Source organism: Aureimonas sp. Leaf427 (assembly GCF_001425485.1).
In the GTDB taxonomy this organism is placed as follows: Bacteria; Pseudomonadota; Alphaproteobacteria; order Rhizobiales; family Rhizobiaceae; genus Plantimonas.
Window position 1 is genome coordinate 13449 of the sequence record NZ_LMQW01000001.1, and the last position, 19639, is coordinate 33087.

A 19639-nucleotide genomic window follows, 5' to 3' on the forward strand; every position below is an offset into this window, starting at 1 on the left:
TGATCCGTGGTCTCAAATCAGCGCCCTGCCCGCGCGCCCGACGCATGTCCCGCTTCGATGAAGCGATGGACATATCATACGGCTGCCTCGCGAGAGCCGTTCACCCTTCCATAGGGCATCCCGCCCGCAAGAGCATGAGGCCGAGGGGGAAAGAATGGTGGACGACGCAGCAAAACGAAAACGGCCGGCCCCGGCAGGAAGCGCGAGCGCTTCGCCGGAGCCGGCCGTGCCGGATTCCCATCAGGACTTAGGTGCGCGCGTAGATGTCCTCGATGCGCACGATGTCGTCCTCGCCGGTGTAGCTGCCGACCTGGACCTCAATGATCTTCAGATCGATCTTGCCGGGATTGTGCATGCGGTGCGTGCAGCCGATCGGCAGATAGGCGGCCTCGTTCTCGTGGTAGAGCTTGATCTGGCCGTCGATCGTCACCTCGGCCGTGCCGTGAACGACGACCCAATGCTCGGCCCGGTGATGATGACGCTGCAGCGAGAGCGTCGCGCCGGGCTTCACCGTGATGTGCTTCACCTGAAAGCGCGGGCCGATATCGATACGCTGGTACCAGCCCCAGGGGCGGAACATGCGCAGGTGCTCGCTCGCCTCGCGCTTGCCCTTGGCCTTCAACGAGGCGACGACATCCTTGACGCGGCCGGCCGCGGACTTCGCGGCGACGACGACGGCATCGCGCGTGGCGACGACGATCGTGTCGTTCAGCCCGACGACGGCGGTCAGCATGTCGTCGCTGCGCACGAAATTGCCGGTGCCGCCGAAGACCTCGACATCGCCGGAGAGGACGTTGCCGTCCGCGTCCTTCTCGCTGATGTCGTGGAGCGCATCCCAGGAGCCGATGTCCGACCAGTCGAAGCTGGCGGAGAGAACGCCGGCCTTGCGGGTCTTCTCCATGAGCGCGATATCGACCGAGATCTTCGGAATCTGGGAAAAATCCTCGGCGGCAAGGCGCAGGAAGTCGAGATCGCGGACGGCACCTTCCACGGCCTTCTGCGACCCGGCGAGAACGTCCGGCGCGTAGGTCTCGAACTCGCCGAGGATCGTATCGGCGCGGAAGATGAAGTTGCCGGAGTTCCAGACATAGCCCTTGGAGATGAACTCCTCGGCGCGCGCCGCGTCCGGCTTCTCGACGAAGCGGGCAACGGTGTGGGCGCCCTCGCCGGCCAGCGCGGTGCCTGGCGCGATGTAGCCGTAAGCGGTCGATGGGTTCGTCGGCGGGATGCCGAGCGTCATGATCAGTTCGCCCTCGGCGAGCGCCGCGGCCCGCTCGCAATCCGCGACGAAGGCGGCCGCATCCATGATGGCGTGGTCGGAGGCGAGAACGAGGCAGATCGCCTGCGGGTCGCGCCGGGCGGCGATCAGCGCGCCGATGGCGACGGCCGCCGCGGAATCACGCCGCTCCGGCTCCAGGACGATGTCGCCCTCGACGCCGGCCGCGCGCAGCTGCTCGGCGCAGATGAAGCGGAAGGCCTCGTTGGTGACGACGATCGGCCGATCGAACTTCGGGCCCGAAACGCGCTGCAGCGTCGTCTCGAAGGTGGAGCGCCCGTCCGGCAGGAGGGAGATGAACTGCTTGGGCATGGAGTCGCGCGAAACAGGCCAGAGGCGGGTTCCGGCCCCGCCGGCCATGATGATCGGTACGATGCGCGTGGTCATAAAGCGGTCCTTCGTAAGCTTCTTCTTCATCCGTTCCATGTCGCGCCCGCTCCGGCCACGATGCGAGAGACGGAACGCATCGATACACCGATCCTATGCCGGACACACCATATTGCATCGCACAATAACATAAGAAGGCTAATGGAGGGATCGGGTCCGCCTGATGGTCAGCTTTCCGATCGAACGAAGTCGGCAGCCTTGCCGAGCCCGAGCTTCAGGAGGTCGGCCGCGGCTGCCTCGCTGTCGGCTTCGACATAGCAGCGCAGCTCCGGCGCGTTGCCGGACGGTCGGTAGTGAACCATCGCGCCGTTCTCGAAGACGAAGCGCGCCCCGTCGAGCCTGTCGACCTCCGCGATGGTGCCGACATCGGCGAAGAAGTCCGCGGCATAGGCGGGATCGGCGAGAAGGCGCTGTGCCAGACGGGCGCCGATCTCGCTCGGGACCGCCTTCAGCCGGTCGGCGGCGGCAAAACCGAGGCGGAGGCTCGACACGATGTCGGCGAGGGGCAGGGCCTTGGAGCGCACCTCGCCGAGCACGGCAACGATCGGCAGGATCGCATCGCGCGTCGGCAGAGCCGGCAGGACTCGGCCCTCGATCAGGACGGGCGTGCCGAGAAGGACGCCGCCATTGGCCTCGAAGCCGAGGACGCCGCTCGCCCCGCCCTTGGCCGCTTCCTCCATGCCGGCGAGGACGAAAGGCGAGCCGACGCGCGTGCGCCGGACGCTTGCATGGGCTGCTGCGGCCTCGATCCGCGAGGCTGATGTGACCGGCGTCACGATCGCGGAGACGCCGAGGGCGAGCGCGGTGATGAGGCCCAGCGTATCGCCGCGCAGGACGCGGCCCGCCGCGTCCGCGACGAGGGGCCGATCGGCATCGCCATCGGCGGAGATGATCGCATCGACGCTCGTGCCGGCCGCGAACTCGGCCAGGATCGCGATGTCCTCCGGCCGGTGCGCTTCGGTGTCGACGGGAATGAAGAGATCGGACCGGGCAAAGGGAACGGCCTTGGCGCCGAGCGCCTCGACCACCTGGACCAACACGTCGCGGGCGACCGTCGAATGCTGGTAGACGCCGATGGCGAGGCCCTGGAGATAGGCGGAGCCGAAGGCGGCGCGGTAGCGCTCGATATATCGGTCGATCACCTCGGAGCCGGTAGCGGGCAGCGGCTGCGCATCCGCGGAGCCGTCCGCACCGATCTCGCCGAGCGCGCCGAGAATGCCCTCCTCGTCCGCCTTGGTGATCTCGCCGTCGGCCGTGTAGAATTTCAGCCCGTTGCGGTCGTCGGGGATGTGGCTGCCCGTCACCATGATGGCGGGCGCCCGTTTGCCCAGCGATTCCAGCGCGAGCGCGGGCGTCGGAAGCGCGCCGCAATCGATCACCGTCCAGCCCACGGCGCGCGCGGCCGCGCCGCAGTCGCCGGCGATGCGAGAGCTGGAGGAGCGAAGGTCCCGGCCGATCAGAACCGTGCGCGCGGCGGCGGAGGGCGAGCCTTCGAGATAGGCGAGGAAGGCTTTCGTGTAGGCAGCACTGGCGGGGCCGACGAGATCTTCCACCAGGCCGCGAAGGCCGCTCGTTCCGAACTTCAGGCTCGTCATCGGCAAATTCCTCTGCTTCGGCGCGCCCACCAGCGGGGCATGGCCATGAGGCCGGTCGTGCCCTTGCTAGGCGAAGTCCCGAGGAAAAGGCAACACGCGGCGCCCTGCGGTTGCTTTGCAAGGTAAAGCTTTTGGGTCGCCGACAGCGTAACGTCCGATATGTTTGAACTGCAACGGGTGGAACTTGACGATCCCGGCAGTTCGCTTCCTAGACATCGTCACATCCGCGATGCCGGGAGCTCCACGGCCGTTCGATCCGGTGCGGCTCGCGTACGAAGCAGGCGACGGCCTCGGCACGCGCGAACCCGACACCTGACCGCGGGACTCCGCGACCTGATTTCTTTGTTTGATCAACATCTTACGAGGAACTCCCTTCTCACCGCCGCCAATTATCATATTTTTCAGCTGCAAGGCGCGGCGTGGTGGTCTATGACACCGCAGGCGGAGCGGGAGGCTCCGTTCAGACCTCTCGCCTGGGACCTTTCGTCATGCCATCCAATCCGCCCGTCTTCTCCGGCCTCTTCCCCGTCGCGCCGACTCCGTTCCTGGAAAACGGCGATCTCGATCTCGAGGGTCAGCGCCGCGTCATGGACTGCATGATCGACCAGGGCGTCGACGGCATCTGCATCCTTGCCAACTATTCCGAGCAGTTCCTCTTAGACGACGCCGAGCGCGAGACGTTGACGCGGCTCTGCATCGAGCATGTCGCCGGCCGCGTGCCGGTCATGGTGACGTGCAGCCATTTCTCGACGCGCGTCGCCGCCGCCCGAGCCCGGTTCGCAGCCGAATGCGGCGCGAGCCTCCTCATGCTAATGCCGCCCTATCACGGCACCGGCATGCGCATCGACGAAAGCCTGACGCTCGACCACTTCCAGCGCGTCGGCGAGGCGAGCGGCCTGCCGATCATGGTTCAGGACGCTCCGCTTTCGGGCGTGACGCTCTCGGTGCCCTTCCTCGTGCGGCTCGCCAAGGAACTGCCGCTCGTGCGCCATTTCAAGATCGAGACGCCGCAGACCGCCGCCAAGCTCCGCGCGCTGATCGCGGCCGGCGGCGAGGCCGTGGTCGGCCCGTTCGACGGCGAGGAGGCCATCACGCTGATGGCCGATCTCGACGCGGGCGCGACGGGCACCATGTCCAGCGCGCTCCTGCCGGACCTCATCCGTCCCGTCTTCGAGAAGCACCGCGCGGGCGACCGCGAAGGCGCGGCCGAAGCCTACGAGACGATCCTGCCGGTGATCAACTACGAGAACCGCCAATGCGGCCTGCGCGCGGCCAAGACGGCGATGGCCGAGTTCGGCGTCATCCGATGCGAGGCGGTTCGCCACCCGCTGGAGCAGATCCATCCCGCGACCCGCGCCGGCCTGATCGAACTCGTTCGCCGCGTCGAGCCGCTCGTCATGCGTTGGGCGCAGTAAGGTCGTAGAAACTTCTTCAACGGAGGCGGGACGCATTCGGCTTCCCGCCGGTTCACGACGATCCAGCAGAAAGTATGATGATATGAGCATCTCCGGCGAAAACCTCATCGGCGGCCAGAGCCGCCGCGGCACGAACGGCGAATTGCGCGGCATCGCCGCGGCGACGGGCGAACAGCTGGAGCCCGGCTTCGGCGGCGCGACGGCGGCCGATCTGGAGGAGGCCTGTGCGCTGGCGGACGCGGCCTTCGACACGTTCCGCGAGACTTCGCTCGAAGCACGCGCGGCTTTCCTCGAAGCCATCGCCGAGAACATCCTCGCCATCGGCCCCGAGCTAATCGAGCGCTGCGTCGCCGAATCTGGCCTGCCGAAGGGTCGCATCGAGGGCGAGCGCGGGCGCACCGTCGGCCAGCTCCGCCTCTTCGCCTCCGTCGTGCGAGAAGGCCGCTTCCTCGACGTGCGCATCGACAAGGCGCTGCCCGAGCGCACGCCCCTGCCCCGCGTGGATCTGCGCATGCGCAACATCGCGGTCGGCCCGGTCGCGGTCTTCGGCGCCTCGAACTTTCCCCTGGCCTTCTCCGTCGCCGGCGGCGACACGGCCTCGGCCTTCGCGGCGGGCTGCCCGGTCGTCGTCAAGGCACATTCGGCCCATCCCGGCACATCCGAACTCGTCGGGCGAGCCGTGCAGAAGGCCGTCACCGATGCGGGCCTGCCTGCAGGCACCTTCGCGCTGCTCTTCGACACCGGCCGCGAGATCGGCCAGGGTCTCGTCGCCGATCGCCGCATCAAGGCCGTCGGTTTCACCGGCTCGCGCACCGGCGGCACGGCGCTGATGACGATTGCGGCCAATCGGCCTGAGCCGATCCCGGTCTATGCCGAGATGAGCTCGATCAATCCAGTCATCGTCCTGGAAAACGCGCTCGCCGCCCGCAGCGCCAAGATCGGCACCGATTTCGTCGCGGCGCTGACGCTCGGGGCCGGCCAGTTCTGCACCAATCCCGGCCTGATCCTGACGACCGCCGGCAAGGGCTACGACGAATTCGTCGCCGCCGCCGGCGCGGCCGTGGATGCCGCCGCGCATCAGACCATGCTGACCAACGGCATCGCGCGCACCTATCGCGACGGCGTCGGCAAGCTCGGCTCGCATGGCAACGTCAAGACGCTCGCGGGCGGCCGCGTCGGCGAAGGCGGCGAAGGCGCCGCGCTCTTCGAAACCACCGACGAGGCGTTTCTCGCCTATTCCGAGCTGCAGGAGGAGGTGTTCGGCGCCTCCTCGCTGATCATCCGCTGCAAGGACGCATCGAGCCTGAAGGCCGTGATCGAGCACTTGGAAGGCCAGCTGACGATCGCCGTGCAGCTCGACGAAGCAGATCGCGACGAGGCGAAGGCGCTGCTGCCGCTTCTGGAGAAGAAGGCCGGCCGCATCATCGCGAACGGTTTCGGCACCGGCGTCGAGGTGGCCCATGCCATGGTGCATGGCGGCCCCTTCCCCGCGACCTCCGACGGCCGCTCGACCTCGGTCGGCAGCCTCGCCATCGCGCGGTTCCTGCGCCCGGTCTCCTACCAGTCGCTCACCGACGCCCTCCTCCCGGAGGCGCTGCGCGACTCCAACCCGTGGAACGTGCCGCAGCGGATCGACCCGGCGGCCTAAAGGATGCGGCGGCGCCGTGGTTGTCACGCCGCGGCCTCGCCGCATTAGAGCCCAGCACGAAACCTGGAAGCTCTGCACACGGCGGGGGCGCTGGAACCGATGTCGAACCAGGTAGAGAAAAGATAAGAACGTCTGGCTTCGTTTGACCGAGATCGATGGGCGACAGCATCCGCTTCACTTAACCCTGCTCTCCAAGAAGTGTGCCGGGCCCGTTTATATTTTCGTCGCGGCGCGCTAGAAGCCAGATACCTGCCGTATCGACGCAGGTTTACGGCCATGGGTGACAAATGCGTATTGCAGCCGAGCAGAGGCCGAAGGACCGCCTCTACGGAACTCTCCGATCTGGCGTCGTCGTTCTGGCGATCTTCACCTTCGTCGTCGATATCCTGCTCTTCGTGCAGCCGGTCTATATGCTGCAGGTCTACGACCGCGTGCTGCCGTCGGGATCGATCGAAACGCTGATCTACATATCGCTGATCGCGCTGATCATGCTGATTCTGCTGGGTGTGATGGAGGCCGTTCGATCGATGATTGCGGCCCGCATCGCGGCCAGGGTCGATGTCGAAATCGGATCGGACACGCTGGTCGCGGCCATGAGCCACCAGCGGGCAGCAATGGGCGACGTGCAGCCGCTGCGCGATCTCGGGACGGTTCGGAACTTCATCTCAACCAAGGCGATCCTGGCCTATCTCGACCTGCCGTTCGCGCCCGTTTTCATCGGAATCCTTTACTTCATTCATCCTCATCTCTTCTTCCTAACGGTCGGTGGCGCCGTCATTCTTGCCTTACTGGCGATCTTCAACCAAATGGCGACGAGCGCGGCGGGAGGAGGCGCCGAGAACAGCGCCGCGGCCATGCTTGCCGCGCAGGCCTTCGCCCGCAGTTCGGAAACGATCCGCGCGATGGGCATGACGCGCAACGTCATCGGCACCTGGGGTCGGGAGGAAGCCTCCTCGCTTCGCCGTCAGGAACAAGTCAACGCGATCAATGCGGGCTTCTCCGGTGCTTCGCGGGCCTTTCGCCTCGCCCTGCAGATCGCGATCCTCGGCTATGGCGGCTATCTCGTCGTCGAGGGGCAGATGACGGCAGGCATGATCTTCGCTTCCTCGCTGATTTCGGGGCGCGGCCTGCAGCCGATCGACCAGGTGATCGGCGGCTGGCGCGGCTTCGTCGAGACTCGCGGCGCCTGGAAGCGGGTCTGCATGGCGCTGGACTCCACCGCCAGCGAAGACGACCGCACGGAGCTTCCCATTCCGCGCGGCCGGATCACGCTCGACCAAGTGGTCGTCTACCCCCCGAGCGGCGGCGAGCCTCTCCTGAAGCGTATCAGCGCCACGATCCCGGCTGGCGAGCGCATCGCCATCGTCGGCCCGTCCGGGGCGGGCAAGTCGATCGTCTCGCGGACCATCGTCGGCGCCATTCGGCCGCAGAGCGGCGTTGTTCGGGTCGATGGAGCCGACATCCGGACCTGGCGCAGCGAGCAGCTCGGCCGATATTTTGGCTATCTGTCTCAGGACGTCGATCTCTTACCGGGCACCATCGCCGAGAACATCGCGCGCTTTGATCCGAACGCGCTCGACGAGCAGATCGTGGCCGCCGCACAAAAGGCGCAGGTCCACGATCTCATCCTTAATCTTCCCCGGGGCTATAACACGGTAATCGGTCCGACGGGACAGCAGTTGTCCGGCGGACAGCGCCAGCGCATCGGCTTGGCACGTGCCTTCTTTGGAAATCCGAAGATGCTGGTGCTCGATGAGCCGAACGCCAATCTCGATTCCGACGGGGAGCTTGCCCTCGAACGGGCTTTGGACACCGCCCGCCTCGACGGGATCACGGCCATCGTCGTGACGCAGCGGCGGCATATCGCGGATAAGGCCGACAAGGTCATGATCATCCGCGACGGGATGATCGAGGATTACGGGCCGCGCAACGACGTCTATGCAAGACAGTCGCAGAAGGCGAAGGAGCGCCAGGAGGCCGTCGAGGCGGCTAAGCCCGCCAAGGTCCTCTCGGGACGGTTCGGCGGGGGTAGCCTGCCAGCGCCGGCCGGCACGCCAGCCATACCGCCGCCACCTTCGTCGGACGCCTAATGGCCTCGCATCTTCGCACCGATGCCGCAGCGCCGATTTCCGAACGCAAAGGACGAACCGTGACCCTCCTCAAGCCGGTTTGGGCAAAAGACGTCGACATCGACACCAAGACGCTGACCTTCGGCGGCTTGACGCTGGCCGGCACATTCGCGCTCGTCTTCGGCGTCTGGGCGGTCTACGCACCGCTGGCTGCGGCCGCCGTCGCGCCAGGTTACATCGCGGCGTCGGGTCGAAACCAGCGGGTGCAGCATCTGGAAGGCGGCATCGTATCCAAGATCCTGGTGCGGGAAGGCGATCGTGTCACGACGGGTCAGGTCCTCTTCGAACTGGATGCGACGAAGGCGCTGGCCGCCCGCAACCGTCTCCAGTTCCAGATCCTGACCTTCAACGCGCAGTTGAGGCGGCTCACGGCTGAGCGGGAAGGTCAGACGCAAATCGAATTCTCTCCCGACATCAAGGCCGCGGCTGCCGCCTCTATCTCGCCTGGCATTCTGGACGAGCAGGAGAAGGAATTCACCGTCCGGCTGAAGCGCTACGATCAGGAAAGCAAGATTCTGCGCCAGCGCGTCGTGGCACTGAATGACCAGATCAGCGGCCTCGAAGCGCAGCAGACTGCCGTCGAGACACAGGTCGCGGTCGTGCAGGACGAAGCGAAGCGCAAGTTGGCCCTTCTCAAGAAGGGACTGACAGATCGCTCCGAATATACCCAGCTCGTGCGCGCGGAGGCCGATCTCGTCGGCCAGCTTGGGCAGGTACGCTCCAGCATCCTATCGTCGCGGACGCAGATTGTGGAAGCGGAGGTTCAGTTCTCGCGCCTGACGACGCAGCGCGTGGAAACCGCCGCAACGGAGCTCAACAAGATTCGCGCCGCGCTTTCGGATGCCGAAGAGCAGCTTGCCGAGGCCGAGTCGATCCTCGACCGGGTCCTCATTCGCGCCCCGAGCGATGGAATCGTCGTCAGCATGGGTGTCAACACGCCCGGCAGCGTCGTCCGTGCGGGCGATGCCCTTCTGGAACTCCTGCCGACGTCGAACGCGCTGGAGGTGGAAGCACGCATCTCACCTTCCGACGTCGACGTCGTACATGTCGGCCAAGACGCCACGATGCGCTTCAGCGCACTCAACAGCCGTACGACGCCCGTCGTCGACGGCACCGTCAGCTACGTGTCCGCCGACAGGTTGGTCGATACAGAAAGCAAGCAGGCCTATTACAACGCTCGGATCAAGATCGCGGAAGCTCTGCCGGCCGGCGTGAAGACATCGGACATCTATCCCGGCATGCCCGTCGAGACCTATATCAAGATCGGCGATCGGACCTTTTTCGAGTATCTGCTCAAGCCGCTGGAAGACAGTTTCAGCCGAGCCTTCCGTCAAGAGTAAGATCAGGCGCTCCAGAGCTTCCATGAGCCGGCGCCTTTCCGGCGTCCGCCCTCGATGCGAACCGGCGTGTGAGAGACATGCGGATTGAACGCATCAGCCATGCGACGACGGCACCGCTCGACGGGAGTCATCCGTGCGAGTGTCCGACGCGCCCGCCGAATACGATCGGCAGGGGTTGCGCCGAAGCGCAGCGGCGGGCATTCACTGACACAGTCACAACGTCTTGAGGGGTTTGCATGAAGATCGTGATCGTCGGTGCAGGTTATGTCGGCCTCGTTTCGGGCGCCTGCTTTGCAGATTTCGGCCATGAAGTGCATTGTATCGACAAGGATCAGAAGAAGGTCGACGCACTGCTTGCCGGTCGCATCCCAATCTTCGAGCCGGGTCTCGACGCGCTGGTGGCCGGTAACGTCAAGGCCGGCCAGCTTTCCTTCGGCGTCGATCTAAAGGCCGCTGTCGCCGACGCGGATGCCATCTTCATCGCGGTCGGCACGCCTTCGCGGCGCGGCGACGGTTTCGCCGATCTGTCCTACGTCTACGCAGCCGCCCGAGACATCGCCGAGAGCCTTTCCGGCTATACGGTGATCGTGACCAAGTCGACCGTTCCCGTCGGCACCGGCGACGAGGTCGAGCGCATCATCCGCGGAATTCGTCCAGATGCGGAATTCGCAGTCGTTTCGAACCCCGAATTCCTACGCGAAGGCGCGGCGATCGACGACTTCAAGCGCCCCGACCGCATTGTTATCGGCGCCGAAGACCAGCGTTCTCGCGATGTGATGGCGGAGGTCTATCGCCCGCTCTACCTCAATTCGGCGCCGATCCTTTACACGAGCCGCCGCACGGCCGAGCTGACGAAATACGCGGCCAACGCGTTTCTCGCGACGAAGATCACCTTCATCAACGAGATCGCCGATCTTTGCGAGCAGGTCGGGGCGAACGTCCAGGACGTGGCGCGCGGCATGGGCCTCGACAACCGCATCGGCGGCAAATTCCTCCATGCGGGCCCGGGCTACGGCGGCTCCTGCTTCCCGAAGGACACGCTGGCGCTGATCAAGACAGCCCAGGATTACGGCATGCCCTCGCGCATCGTCGAGACAGTGGCCGCCGTCAACGACCAACGCAAGCGCGGCATGGCCCGCCGCGTCATCGCAGCCTGCGGCGGCTCGGTGCGCGGCAAGACGATTGCGATCCTAGGCCTGACCTTCAAGCCGAACACCGACGATATGCGCGACGCGCCATCGCTTTCGATCATCGCTGCCCTGCAGGACGGTGGCGCCATCATCCGCGCCTTCGATCCGGAGGGTGTTGAGCAGGCACGGGGCATGCTGACCAACGTCGAGTACGCGGCCAATGCCTACGACTGCGTCGAGGGTGCCGATGCCGCCGTTCTCGTCACCGAATGGAACGTTTTCCGCGCACTCGATTTCGCCCGGGTGAAGAGCAAGATGAAGGCTCCCGTTCTGATCGACCTGCGCAACGTCTATCGCCCCGAGGAAATGCGCAATCGCGGCTTTACCTACGTCGACGTCGGCCGCGGGCTGGCGCACGAGGGGGCGCAGCCGGCCGAGGCAGGAAACTGACCTCGGCAAACGATCCCAAGAGCATGGCGGTTTGGCATCGGAACGGCAGGTTGCCTGCGGCCACGACCGAATGCGGTGCGCGGATAGCTCGATTGTCCGAGGGTAAAGCGGAACCGGACACGATGATGCGACATACCGAACGAAGTCGCGCCCAGACGGTTCGCGGGACCTTTCGCGTCGCCATCCTGGCGGCCGTCGCCGCTGCCGGACTTGTTGCCGCTCTGTCCGGCGCGCGCGCTGCAGAAGACTGCACGGGGCCCCTGACCGGTCCGAACTTTTCCATTCCAAGCGGGATGGTTGGGTTCGGACGCGTGCAGGGCTTGCCGCGCCTACCGCTAAAGCAGAACGAATACGTTCTCACCATCGACGATGGCCCCCGCTCCGACACGACGCCTTTTTTGCTCGATATTTTGGCCGAACGCTGCGTGAAGGCGACGTTCTTCCTGGTAGGCAAACGGGCGGAAGCTCGTCCGCGTCTCGTCCAGCAGATTCTGGAGGGCGGGCATACGCTGGGAACCCACACCTATTCCCATCCCGATCTGTCGAACCTTTCGTCCGAAGCTATTGAAGCGGAGATGCTCAAGGGGCGCGATGCCGTCGAAGCCGCCGCGAAAGTGGAAGGCTATTCGCCTTCGCTCCGGCTCTTCCGGTATCCCGGCTCCTCCGGCGTCCCGCCGATTCTGCCAAAGCCCCTGATCGACATGGCGCGAAGCGACGGCCTAACGGTTGCCGGAATCGACTACAGTCCGCAGGACTGGCGCAATTCTCCCCCCGAGGAGAGCTTCAAGCGGCTGTTCGACCAATGGGGCGACCGTGGTGTCATCCTGTTCCATGACGGTATGGCGAACACGCTTCTCCTTCTGCCGATGGTGCTGGACGAGTTGCAGCGTCGGGGCGCGAAAATCGTTGCACTCAACCCTTGAAATTCACTGGCGCTTGCATGCTGCAGTGCAGCAAGATAGACAGTGATGTCGGTTTCAGGTTCGCCGATGCAGCAGCCTTGCGGATCGCGCCCGGCCGCCCGTCGAGCTCCCCCTGCCCCATACGGAGACAACGATGCCATCCTGCGTAATCATCGTCGAGAATCTGCCCGTCCCGCTCGACCGACGCGTCTGGCAGGAAGCTTGTGCTCTGCGCGATGCCGGCTGGACCGTGTCCGTGATTTGCCCGAAAAGCGAGCAGTATCCGAAGGCCTTCGAAACGATCGACGACATCGAGGTCTTCCGCCATCCCCTGCCGCTGGAAGCGAGCGGCCGCTTCGCCTTTCTGCTGGAATATGGCGCGGCCCTCTTCCATGAGTTCCGCCTGCTCCTGAAGGTCGCCAGACGTCGCGGTTTCGACGTGATCCAGGCCTGCAACCCGCCGGATTTGATCTTCCTGGTCGCCGCGCCGTTCAAGCTTTTCGGCAAGCGGTTCGTCTTCGACCATCACGATGTTTGCCCCGAACTCTTCGTGGCGAAATTCGAACGGCGCGGCTTCTTCCACAGCCTGCTCCTGGCGGCCGAGAAGGCGACGTTCAAGACGGCGAACCTCGTGATCTCGGCCAACGAGACCTATCGCCAGCTCGCGATTTCGCGCGGCGGCAAGAAGCCGGAGGATGTGGTCACGGTCTACAGCGTGCCCGACAAGTCGCGCATCCGCCGCGTCCCGCCGAACGAGGCGCTGCGTGCCGGCGCTGGCACCGTGCTCGGCTATATCGGCATCATCGCAGACCAGGACGGTGTCGATCATCTCGTGCGCTGCGTCCACCATCTCGTGGCAGATCACGGGCAGACCGATGTCCGTGCGGTCGTTGCAGGCGACGGACCGGCGCTCGCCTCCGTCAAGGCGCTTGCAGTGGAACTCGGCGTTGCAGACCGCATCACCTTTACCGGCTACCTCCGAGGCGAGGAACTGCTGGCCGCGCTCAGCACCTTCGACATCGGCATTATCCCGGATCCGGTGAACGAGTACAACGACAAGATCAGCATGAACAAAGTCTTCGAGTATTCGGCCCTTGGCATTCCCTCCGTTTCCTACAACCTGACGGAGACGAAGCGCCTGCTCGGGGAAGCCGGCTGCTACGCCGCCGACGCGACACCGGCGAGCCTTGCTGCCGCCTGCCTGCCGCTGATCACCGATCTGGACCTTCGGAAAGCTGCCGGCGAGCGGGCCAGCGCTTTGGCCCATGCTCGCTTCGATTGGGAGCGCGAAGCCCAGAACTACGTCGCCGCCTACTCGCGGTTTTTGCCCGACATCTCGACCGTCTCCAAGGAGGCCTGACGCCCGGGCATTGGAAGGACGGCGCGGCGACAGCCGTGCCCTCCTGTCGGGCGCGTGGACCGGCGTCCCGCAAATGTGGCTCAAGGGAATCCTGGTCGCCTCTTCAGAGCGTTTCAAGACATCTCTTTCGAGGGGCCCATGCGGCCCCTTTTCCATGGGCGGCGGCGCTCGGCTTTCGGACATCGCGCCCGCGACTTACGTCGACGGCTTTTTCTGATACCGCCGGCCAAGGCTTCAGATGCGCCCGACCGTCGAAGTCCTTGCGAATGTCTCACAGGCGCCCGAGGCGTGAGACATTCGCAGACGAACTGCCAGGATGCGTCTCAATACTACCTGGCATGAGATGGCGGACTTCGGCCCTGCTTCGAGCCCGAGCATCTCGTTAACGTGCAGAACGGCTGCCAAGGGACGCGCGCCGGCCACCGAGAGTGGACCTGCCACAGTAAAAGGCCAGGCAATCGCTTGCCTGGCCCTTCGTCGTCGTGCGTATTGTCCGCTTTTCGAATGAAAGCGGATCAGACGAACAGGAAGTGCTGGTTGCTCAGTTGAGAGGCCTGGACGTTGACCAATGTGATCGTATCCGTCGGACTGAGAGTGATGATCGTATCCGCTCCAGAACTGACGATGGCGAGATCGGAGAAGGCGGCAGCGAAGTCGTGATCGATCTCGATGATGTCGTGAGACGTGCCTGCCGTCGCAAACCGGTTGATCACATCGTTTCCAGAGCTGACGTCGAAGACGAAGCGATCCACTCCGGTGCTGGCGTTGAAGACGTCTTTGACGCCGGTATGGGAGGTGAGCGTCGTTCCCCCGACATGGGCGGTCTGCTCGTGAACGCCGTTGGCATTCGTCACATCCGTCCAGGCTTTCACGCCGTTGGCGGCGTAGTGATCCTCCTGAACGCGTAGCGGCTGGGTGACGGACGCATCCGCCGAGAAGATGAAGGTCTGGATGTCCCTCGTCCCATCGCCGAAGGTCGTGTGGATCAGCGTGTTCCGGCCCGCCAGATCGAAATTCTGGACCGTCGTCACGCCATCGTGGACGGTCTGCTGGAAGACGAGCTTATCGCCCGACCAGCGCGCCATGTCGAGAACCTTGCCGGCGACGTCGTAGTGAACCGACTGCTTGTCGTAGGGTCGGTTCTGGATGTCGTAGGTCGTCTCGACGCGGGAGCGATCCGCATAGGTCAGCGTATGGCCGAGCTCTTTGCCTGCCGCGTCGTAGCGGTGGACATCCTTCGATCCATCGGCACCGCGCACATCGGATGTCGTCAAAAGTCCGACCGCATCGTAGGCATCGCTCTTGAGGAGCTTTCCGTCGGCGCCCATCGTAGCGATCGTCTTAGTGCCGTTGGCTGCGACGGAAACGACTGTGGTCGTTCCATCCGCCTGAAGCTTCTGGGAGAAGACGAGCTTGCCGTCGACCCAGCGGTCCATCTCCAGCTGCTTGTTGGACGCATCGAAGACGGCCAACTGCTTGTCGTAGGGGCGGTTGACAACCACCTGCGTGCCCTCCGTGCGAACGCCGGATGCCGAAACGAGCGTGAAGGACGTCTCCTTGCCCGTTACGTCAAAGCGATGCAGTTCCGTCGACCCATCCGCCTTCTTCAACTCCTGGCTGACGACACGGCCGAGCGTATCGAACAGGTTAGAAGCGACGAGCCGCCCGGAAGCGTCGTAGACCTCGCTTTTCTGGATCACGGTCGTGCCGGCGACGTAGACCGCCGCCGTCTTCGTGCCGTCGGCGGCGACAGTCGTGAAGCCGGTTCGATGCCCCGTGGCATCAACGGCATAGACGGTGTGCGTGCCGTCCGGCGATGCCGTCCCGTTGCTGACCGGCGCTTCGAGCAGAGGCGCCTTTACGGGATAGATGGTCTCGGTGACGGTTCCGTTTGCCAGATAGAGCTTATAGCCGGTGGCGGTTCCGGTCGCGTCGATCGTGTAGACGGTGTGCGAGCCATCCGCGTTCCAGCGATCGGACGAGATCAGTTTGCCCGCACCGGAGTAGGTGTCGGTGCCCGTCAGCTTGCCCGCCGCGTTGTAGACGTTGACGATGCCCGCATAGGGCTTACCGGTAACGGCAAGATTGGCATCCGTGCGGCTGCCATCGGCCGCATAGAGCTGGTAGCTCGTTTCCTTGCCGCTGACGCCGTTGTAGTTGTGGATCTCGCGCGACCCGTCGGCCTTGGTGATCTGTGACCAGATCGTGGTGCCGTCCGGCTCGACGCGGTCCTGCTGGATCAGCTTGCCCGCCGCATCGTAGACATAAACCTGCTTGTCGTAGGCGCGTCCGACGATGCCGAGTTCCTCGACGACCTTCGACTTGTCGGCGTTATAGACCGTGTGGTTCGTCAGGACGCCGGTCGTGGCGTTGTAGGTATAGGTTTCCTGCCCGCCATCGGGCAACTTGACCTGCGAGAAGACGATCTTGTGGGCGGCGTCATACTGATCGACCCGCAGAAGCGTGCCATCCTTCGAATACTGAGTGACGTCCGTTCCACCCTTGGAATTCCGCGCGGCGACCTCTCGCGAACCGTCCGACGCAATCTTCTCGTCATAGGTGAGGACGCCGTTCGAATAGCGCAGGCGCTCGGTGATGACACCGTCCGACGTATAGGCGACGTCCTGCCGATCGTAGGACTGGCCAGTGACCTTGCCGGTCTCCAGGAAGGAGTAGGTGCCCTGGATCTTGTCGAGCACCGCCTCCGCCTTGCGCATGAAGAAAGCCAGCTGYCCGGTCGGAATGGTCAGGACGTTGGTGTCGGTCAGAACGACGGCGCTGACATTGCCCTGGTCGGTGAGCGTGAYYAGCCGCGCGACGATCTCCGCCGCGGTGCCGATCTCAACCGTGATCGGAATGGCGGGAACGCCTTTGTTGCCGGCCGCGTCGGTCGCGGTCGCATGGAGAAACGTCTCGGCGCCCTTCGGGATCTTCACGTCGGCAGAAAGATTACCCTGCGCATCCGCTTTGACGGTCGCGAGCACMGTGGTTCCATCGCCGATCACGACGGTCGCGCCGGGCTTGGYCGTGCCGGTGACCAGGACATGACGCGAGCCGTCCGCCCCTGCCGCTCCGACCGAAGCAATCGCAAGCTTCGGCGCGGCGACATAGACTTCGCCCGAGGGGAACTGCACGGCATCGCCGGACTTAATGTGGAGATTGCTGTATTCGGCGACGACGGTTTCCGTTGCAGCGGAGTCGCGATAAATGCCCTGGCTCCAGTAGACATTCTTCTGCTGGGCATAGCCGAGATTTCCGGCATAATCGACGAGAGCGACGCCATCACGGGTCACAATCAAGCGGCCGTTGCCATCCGCGTCGAACACGGCCTTCACGTCCATCGTGTACTGATGGCCACGGTCGATGTCGTAGACATCGGTGAAGATGACCTTTTCGACATTCTTTCCATCGGGCTGCGTGACGCCGATCGTGATCGACATTTTTTCGCCGACGAGGCCGATCCGGAAAGGCGGCGGGACGCCGATTTCGTCGCCATCCCACTCGCCCATGTGCAACTGGCCGAGCACCATCCACTTGGCCGTGTTCGGGGCGCCCTCCTCGAGCTTGAACCCGTAGGAGACCTCGATCGCCTCGCCGTCCTGATAAAGTTTCTTTCCAGCGAGTTCCGTGCGTTCCGACTTGTGGCCGGCGGCGGCATCCCACCAATGCTGTTCACCGTCACGGAGTTCGAACCGCAACGTCTGATTGTCTTTAGAGGTAATGCTGTAGTCTTTTCGTGCAAACTGCGGGTCGTAGACTTCCCCATCCAACTCGATGCGGAACCACTGTGCGGTCACCGACGGAATTTCGTCGGGTTTCACGACTAAAGTCGCCACGGGGCTATCCCTCTTGTTGCTTCAGGGATCGTTTTAGCGAACGCAATCTAAGGGATAGTGGGTTGAAACGCTCACATTTTACCCATACCAACGAAAGCACGGTCGATCTGACACATCGCAGGCAACGCAAAATTTAAGCAAAACTTAACTATAAAGTATTAATTTTTCGCTAGCTCGCTTCTCCTTATTCTTGGGTTTTGCGAGACCTGTGGCTAAGGCCTGTCAGCGCTTGAGCCCGACTCTATGTCGATCGTTTTCCGATGAGAGAGAGCGATGATGCTGACGGATGGGTGATGGGCTATGTTGGAGCCGCCAATCAAGATCTGCCGCCCGCATGTCGAGGTCTCGAGTCCACACCCGCGGCGCACGGTCGAGGTCATCCTCTAGCGGCATCAAAGTGGGGCGAAGTGGCGGTGCGTGCGTGCTGAACTAAGACCGTAGTGAATGTGGGAGCGGACTTCATTTTCATTGGACAGGCGGCGGTCGGGTTTAGGCACTGGGTCTGATGAACTCGCTCGGTGAGCGGAACTTCAGGCTGAGTGCGGGCGAAACTTGCAATAATGCTCGATCCAGTGGCGGAGCGAGGCCAGGATGATGGCGGTGTCAGGCAGGACCGGGGCACTCGTCGTGCCAGGCAACACCACCTTGGCGCCCCTGCCGCCTGACGGCCTCGACCTCAATCCGGTCGAGCGTGTCTGGCTATAACGGAGTTGGTTGTGATTGTTGCAATGGAAGCTCTTGACGGTCGCGTCCTTGACCGTTCTGTTCATGCGCTCGACCTGACTGTTCGCCCAGGGGGTGACGAGGTGTCGTCAGCCGATGTTCGATGTCGAGATCGGAACAGGCGCCTTCGAAGGGTTGACAGCGGAAGAGCATTCTCTCGCTTGGCGGCGAGTCGACAGACGCAAATGAATTGAGAGAAGAATCATCCATGCTTTACCATCGGCCGAGATGCCGCAGCATTCGGCCGTTAAAGGTTTCGCGAAGGCTTCAAATGCATCGAAGGCTTAAGCATTCACCATCGGAATACCAAAAGTCATCTTACTAGCATGCTGGCATCAAACGAAAAAGGCCGATCCACAATGGATCAGCCCTCGCAATCATACGCGAAATATCGGAGAGATCTATTGGCCTACTAGCAGCTGCCGTGACCCATCAAGACGACGACAACGGTCCTGGCAAGAATGCGAACGTCGCCCCAGAACGTGACGTCCTCGCTGTAGCGAGCGTCGAGCGAAACGCGCTCGTCGAACGTCAGCGTGTTACGGCCGCTCACCTGCCAAAGGCCGGTTATGCCGGGACGGACACTGGAATAGGCATGAAAGGCCTCGCCGTAGCGACCGACCTGCTCGGGCAGCATGGGGCGAGGACCGACCAAGCTCATGTCGCCGAAGAGAACATTCAACAGCTGCGGAATCTCATCAAGACTCGACTTGCGCAGTATGTGTCCGACCCGGTGGATCCGGGGATCGGAGCGAAGCTTCTGTGTCGCCTCCCATTCCGTACGCGCCGCCGAAGACGTGCGCAGCAGCTCGGCGAACCTCACGTCGGCATCGAGCGCCATCGAACGGAACTTGAGGCACTGAAAACGCGAGCCTCCGAAACCCATGCGCTGCTGCCGAAAGATCATCGACGGCCCATCCTGAATGAGGAGAGCCACCATAATGATCGGCAGAAGAGGCATGATCAGCAGCAAAGCCGCCGACGACGCGATGATATCGAAGAGGCGCTTGAAGCCGAACCTCACATAGGCAGACGAACGTCGCCCCTGAGAAGCCTTTCGAACAACCGTCGGAGCCGACTGAAGGGATGCGACGGTGAGGCCGAAATCCGAAGCGTCAACCGAAGAGAATGACTTAAGTTCGTTCGCTTCACGTAAGCTCATGATCCACCCAGATGCTGACTTGTTTCTGAAAAATATCTCAAACACCTTCGGCACCCGAGCGACCCATTCGGCTGTTTGGTCGCTCAAAAACCACACCCCGATCGCAGCCTGCCGAACACCAAACCGGCATGCCCCGTCTGTTGTGCGCTGCACAACACAACGTGATGCATAAGGGATGATGGATGATTTGTCACTCCGCTAAAGCGCATTTGATGGATTGGACCGCGGCTCTTCGACATTCTGCCAAGCCCCGAGAAGGGCTTAAGGCCCGGCGCGAATGACCTTT

At 63.5% G+C, this 19639-nt stretch carries 11 protein-coding genes and 1 pseudogene; 7 read left to right on the plus strand and 5 right to left on the minus strand.

From position 1 onward, the window contains the following. Positions 1-247: 247 nt before the first annotated feature. Together ASG62_RS00055 and ASG62_RS00060 are read right to left on the minus strand one after the other, a co-directional pair. Positions 248-1663, minus strand: a complete 1416-nt coding sequence (locus ASG62_RS00055) for a mannose-1-phosphate guanylyltransferase/mannose-6-phosphate isomerase (RefSeq protein ID WP_056699149.1) — start codon at positions 1661-1663, stop codon at positions 248-250. 167 nt (positions 1664-1830) lie between these two features. After that, positions 1831-3258: a phosphomannomutase gene (locus ASG62_RS00060; RefSeq protein ID WP_056699120.1), complete on the minus strand. Its 1428-nt coding sequence runs from the start codon at positions 3256-3258 to the stop codon at positions 1831-1833. Between the two features lie 488 nt (positions 3259-3746). Here ASG62_RS00060 and ASG62_RS00065 point away from each other — a divergent pair, with 488 nt between their 5' ends. The 7 genes from ASG62_RS00065 (at position 3747) to ASG62_RS00095 (ending at position 13632) form a co-directional block, all read left to right on the plus strand. Continuing rightward, positions 3747-4673, plus strand: a complete 927-nt coding sequence (locus ASG62_RS00065; RefSeq protein ID WP_056699123.1) for a dihydrodipicolinate synthase family protein — start codon at positions 3747-3749, stop codon at positions 4671-4673. Between the two features lie 82 nt (positions 4674-4755). After that, a complete protein-coding gene (locus tag ASG62_RS00070; RefSeq protein WP_056699126.1) occupies positions 4756-6321 on the plus strand; it encodes an aldehyde dehydrogenase (NADP(+)) in 1566 nt (521 codons plus the stop codon). Between the two features lie 287 nt (positions 6322-6608). Continuing rightward, a complete protein-coding gene (locus ASG62_RS00075) occupies positions 6609-8411 on the plus strand; it encodes a type I secretion system permease/ATPase (RefSeq protein ID WP_056699129.1) in 1803 nt (600 codons plus the stop codon). A 59-nt stretch (positions 8412-8470) separates the two neighbouring features. Then, the gene (locus ASG62_RS00080) at positions 8471-9790 is read left to right on the plus strand and encodes an HlyD family type I secretion periplasmic adaptor subunit (RefSeq protein ID WP_162246058.1); all 1320 of its coding nucleotides are present in this window, start codon (positions 8471-8473) and stop codon (positions 9788-9790) included. Between the two features lie 236 nt (positions 9791-10026). Continuing rightward, positions 10027-11370 (plus strand): UDP-glucose dehydrogenase family protein, encoded by a 1344-nt coding sequence (locus ASG62_RS00085; RefSeq protein ID WP_056699137.1) that lies wholly within the window; start codon positions 10027-10029, stop codon positions 11368-11370. Between the two features lie 122 nt (positions 11371-11492). Continuing rightward, positions 11493-12293: a polysaccharide deacetylase family protein gene (locus ASG62_RS00090; RefSeq protein WP_162246059.1), complete on the plus strand. Its 801-nt coding sequence runs from the start codon at positions 11493-11495 to the stop codon at positions 12291-12293. A 133-nt stretch (positions 12294-12426) separates the two neighbouring features. After that, positions 12427-13632: a glycosyltransferase family 4 protein gene (locus ASG62_RS00095; protein WP_082537486.1), complete on the plus strand. Its 1206-nt coding sequence runs from the start codon at positions 12427-12429 to the stop codon at positions 13630-13632. A 515-nt stretch (positions 13633-14147) separates the two neighbouring features. Here ASG62_RS00095 and ASG62_RS00100 read toward each other — a convergent pair. The 3 genes and pseudogenes from ASG62_RS00100 to ASG62_RS00105 all read right to left on the minus strand — a co-directional run bounded on the left by ASG62_RS00100 (position 14148) and on the right by ASG62_RS00105 (position 19440). Further along, positions 14148-17330: an Ig-like domain-containing protein gene (locus ASG62_RS00100; protein ID WP_057180232.1), complete on the minus strand. Its 3183-nt coding sequence runs from the start codon at positions 17328-17330 to the stop codon at positions 14148-14150. An 842-nt stretch (positions 17331-18172) separates the two neighbouring features. Beyond that, positions 18173-18323 (minus strand): annotated as a pseudogene (locus ASG62_RS26090) (integrase core domain-containing protein); the annotation flags it as partial. 280 nt (positions 18324-18603) lie between these two features. Beyond that, entirely contained in the window at positions 18604-19440 is an 837-nt protein-coding gene (locus ASG62_RS00105) for a sugar transferase (RefSeq protein WP_244487449.1), read from the minus strand. Positions 19441-19639: the final 199 nt, after the last annotated feature.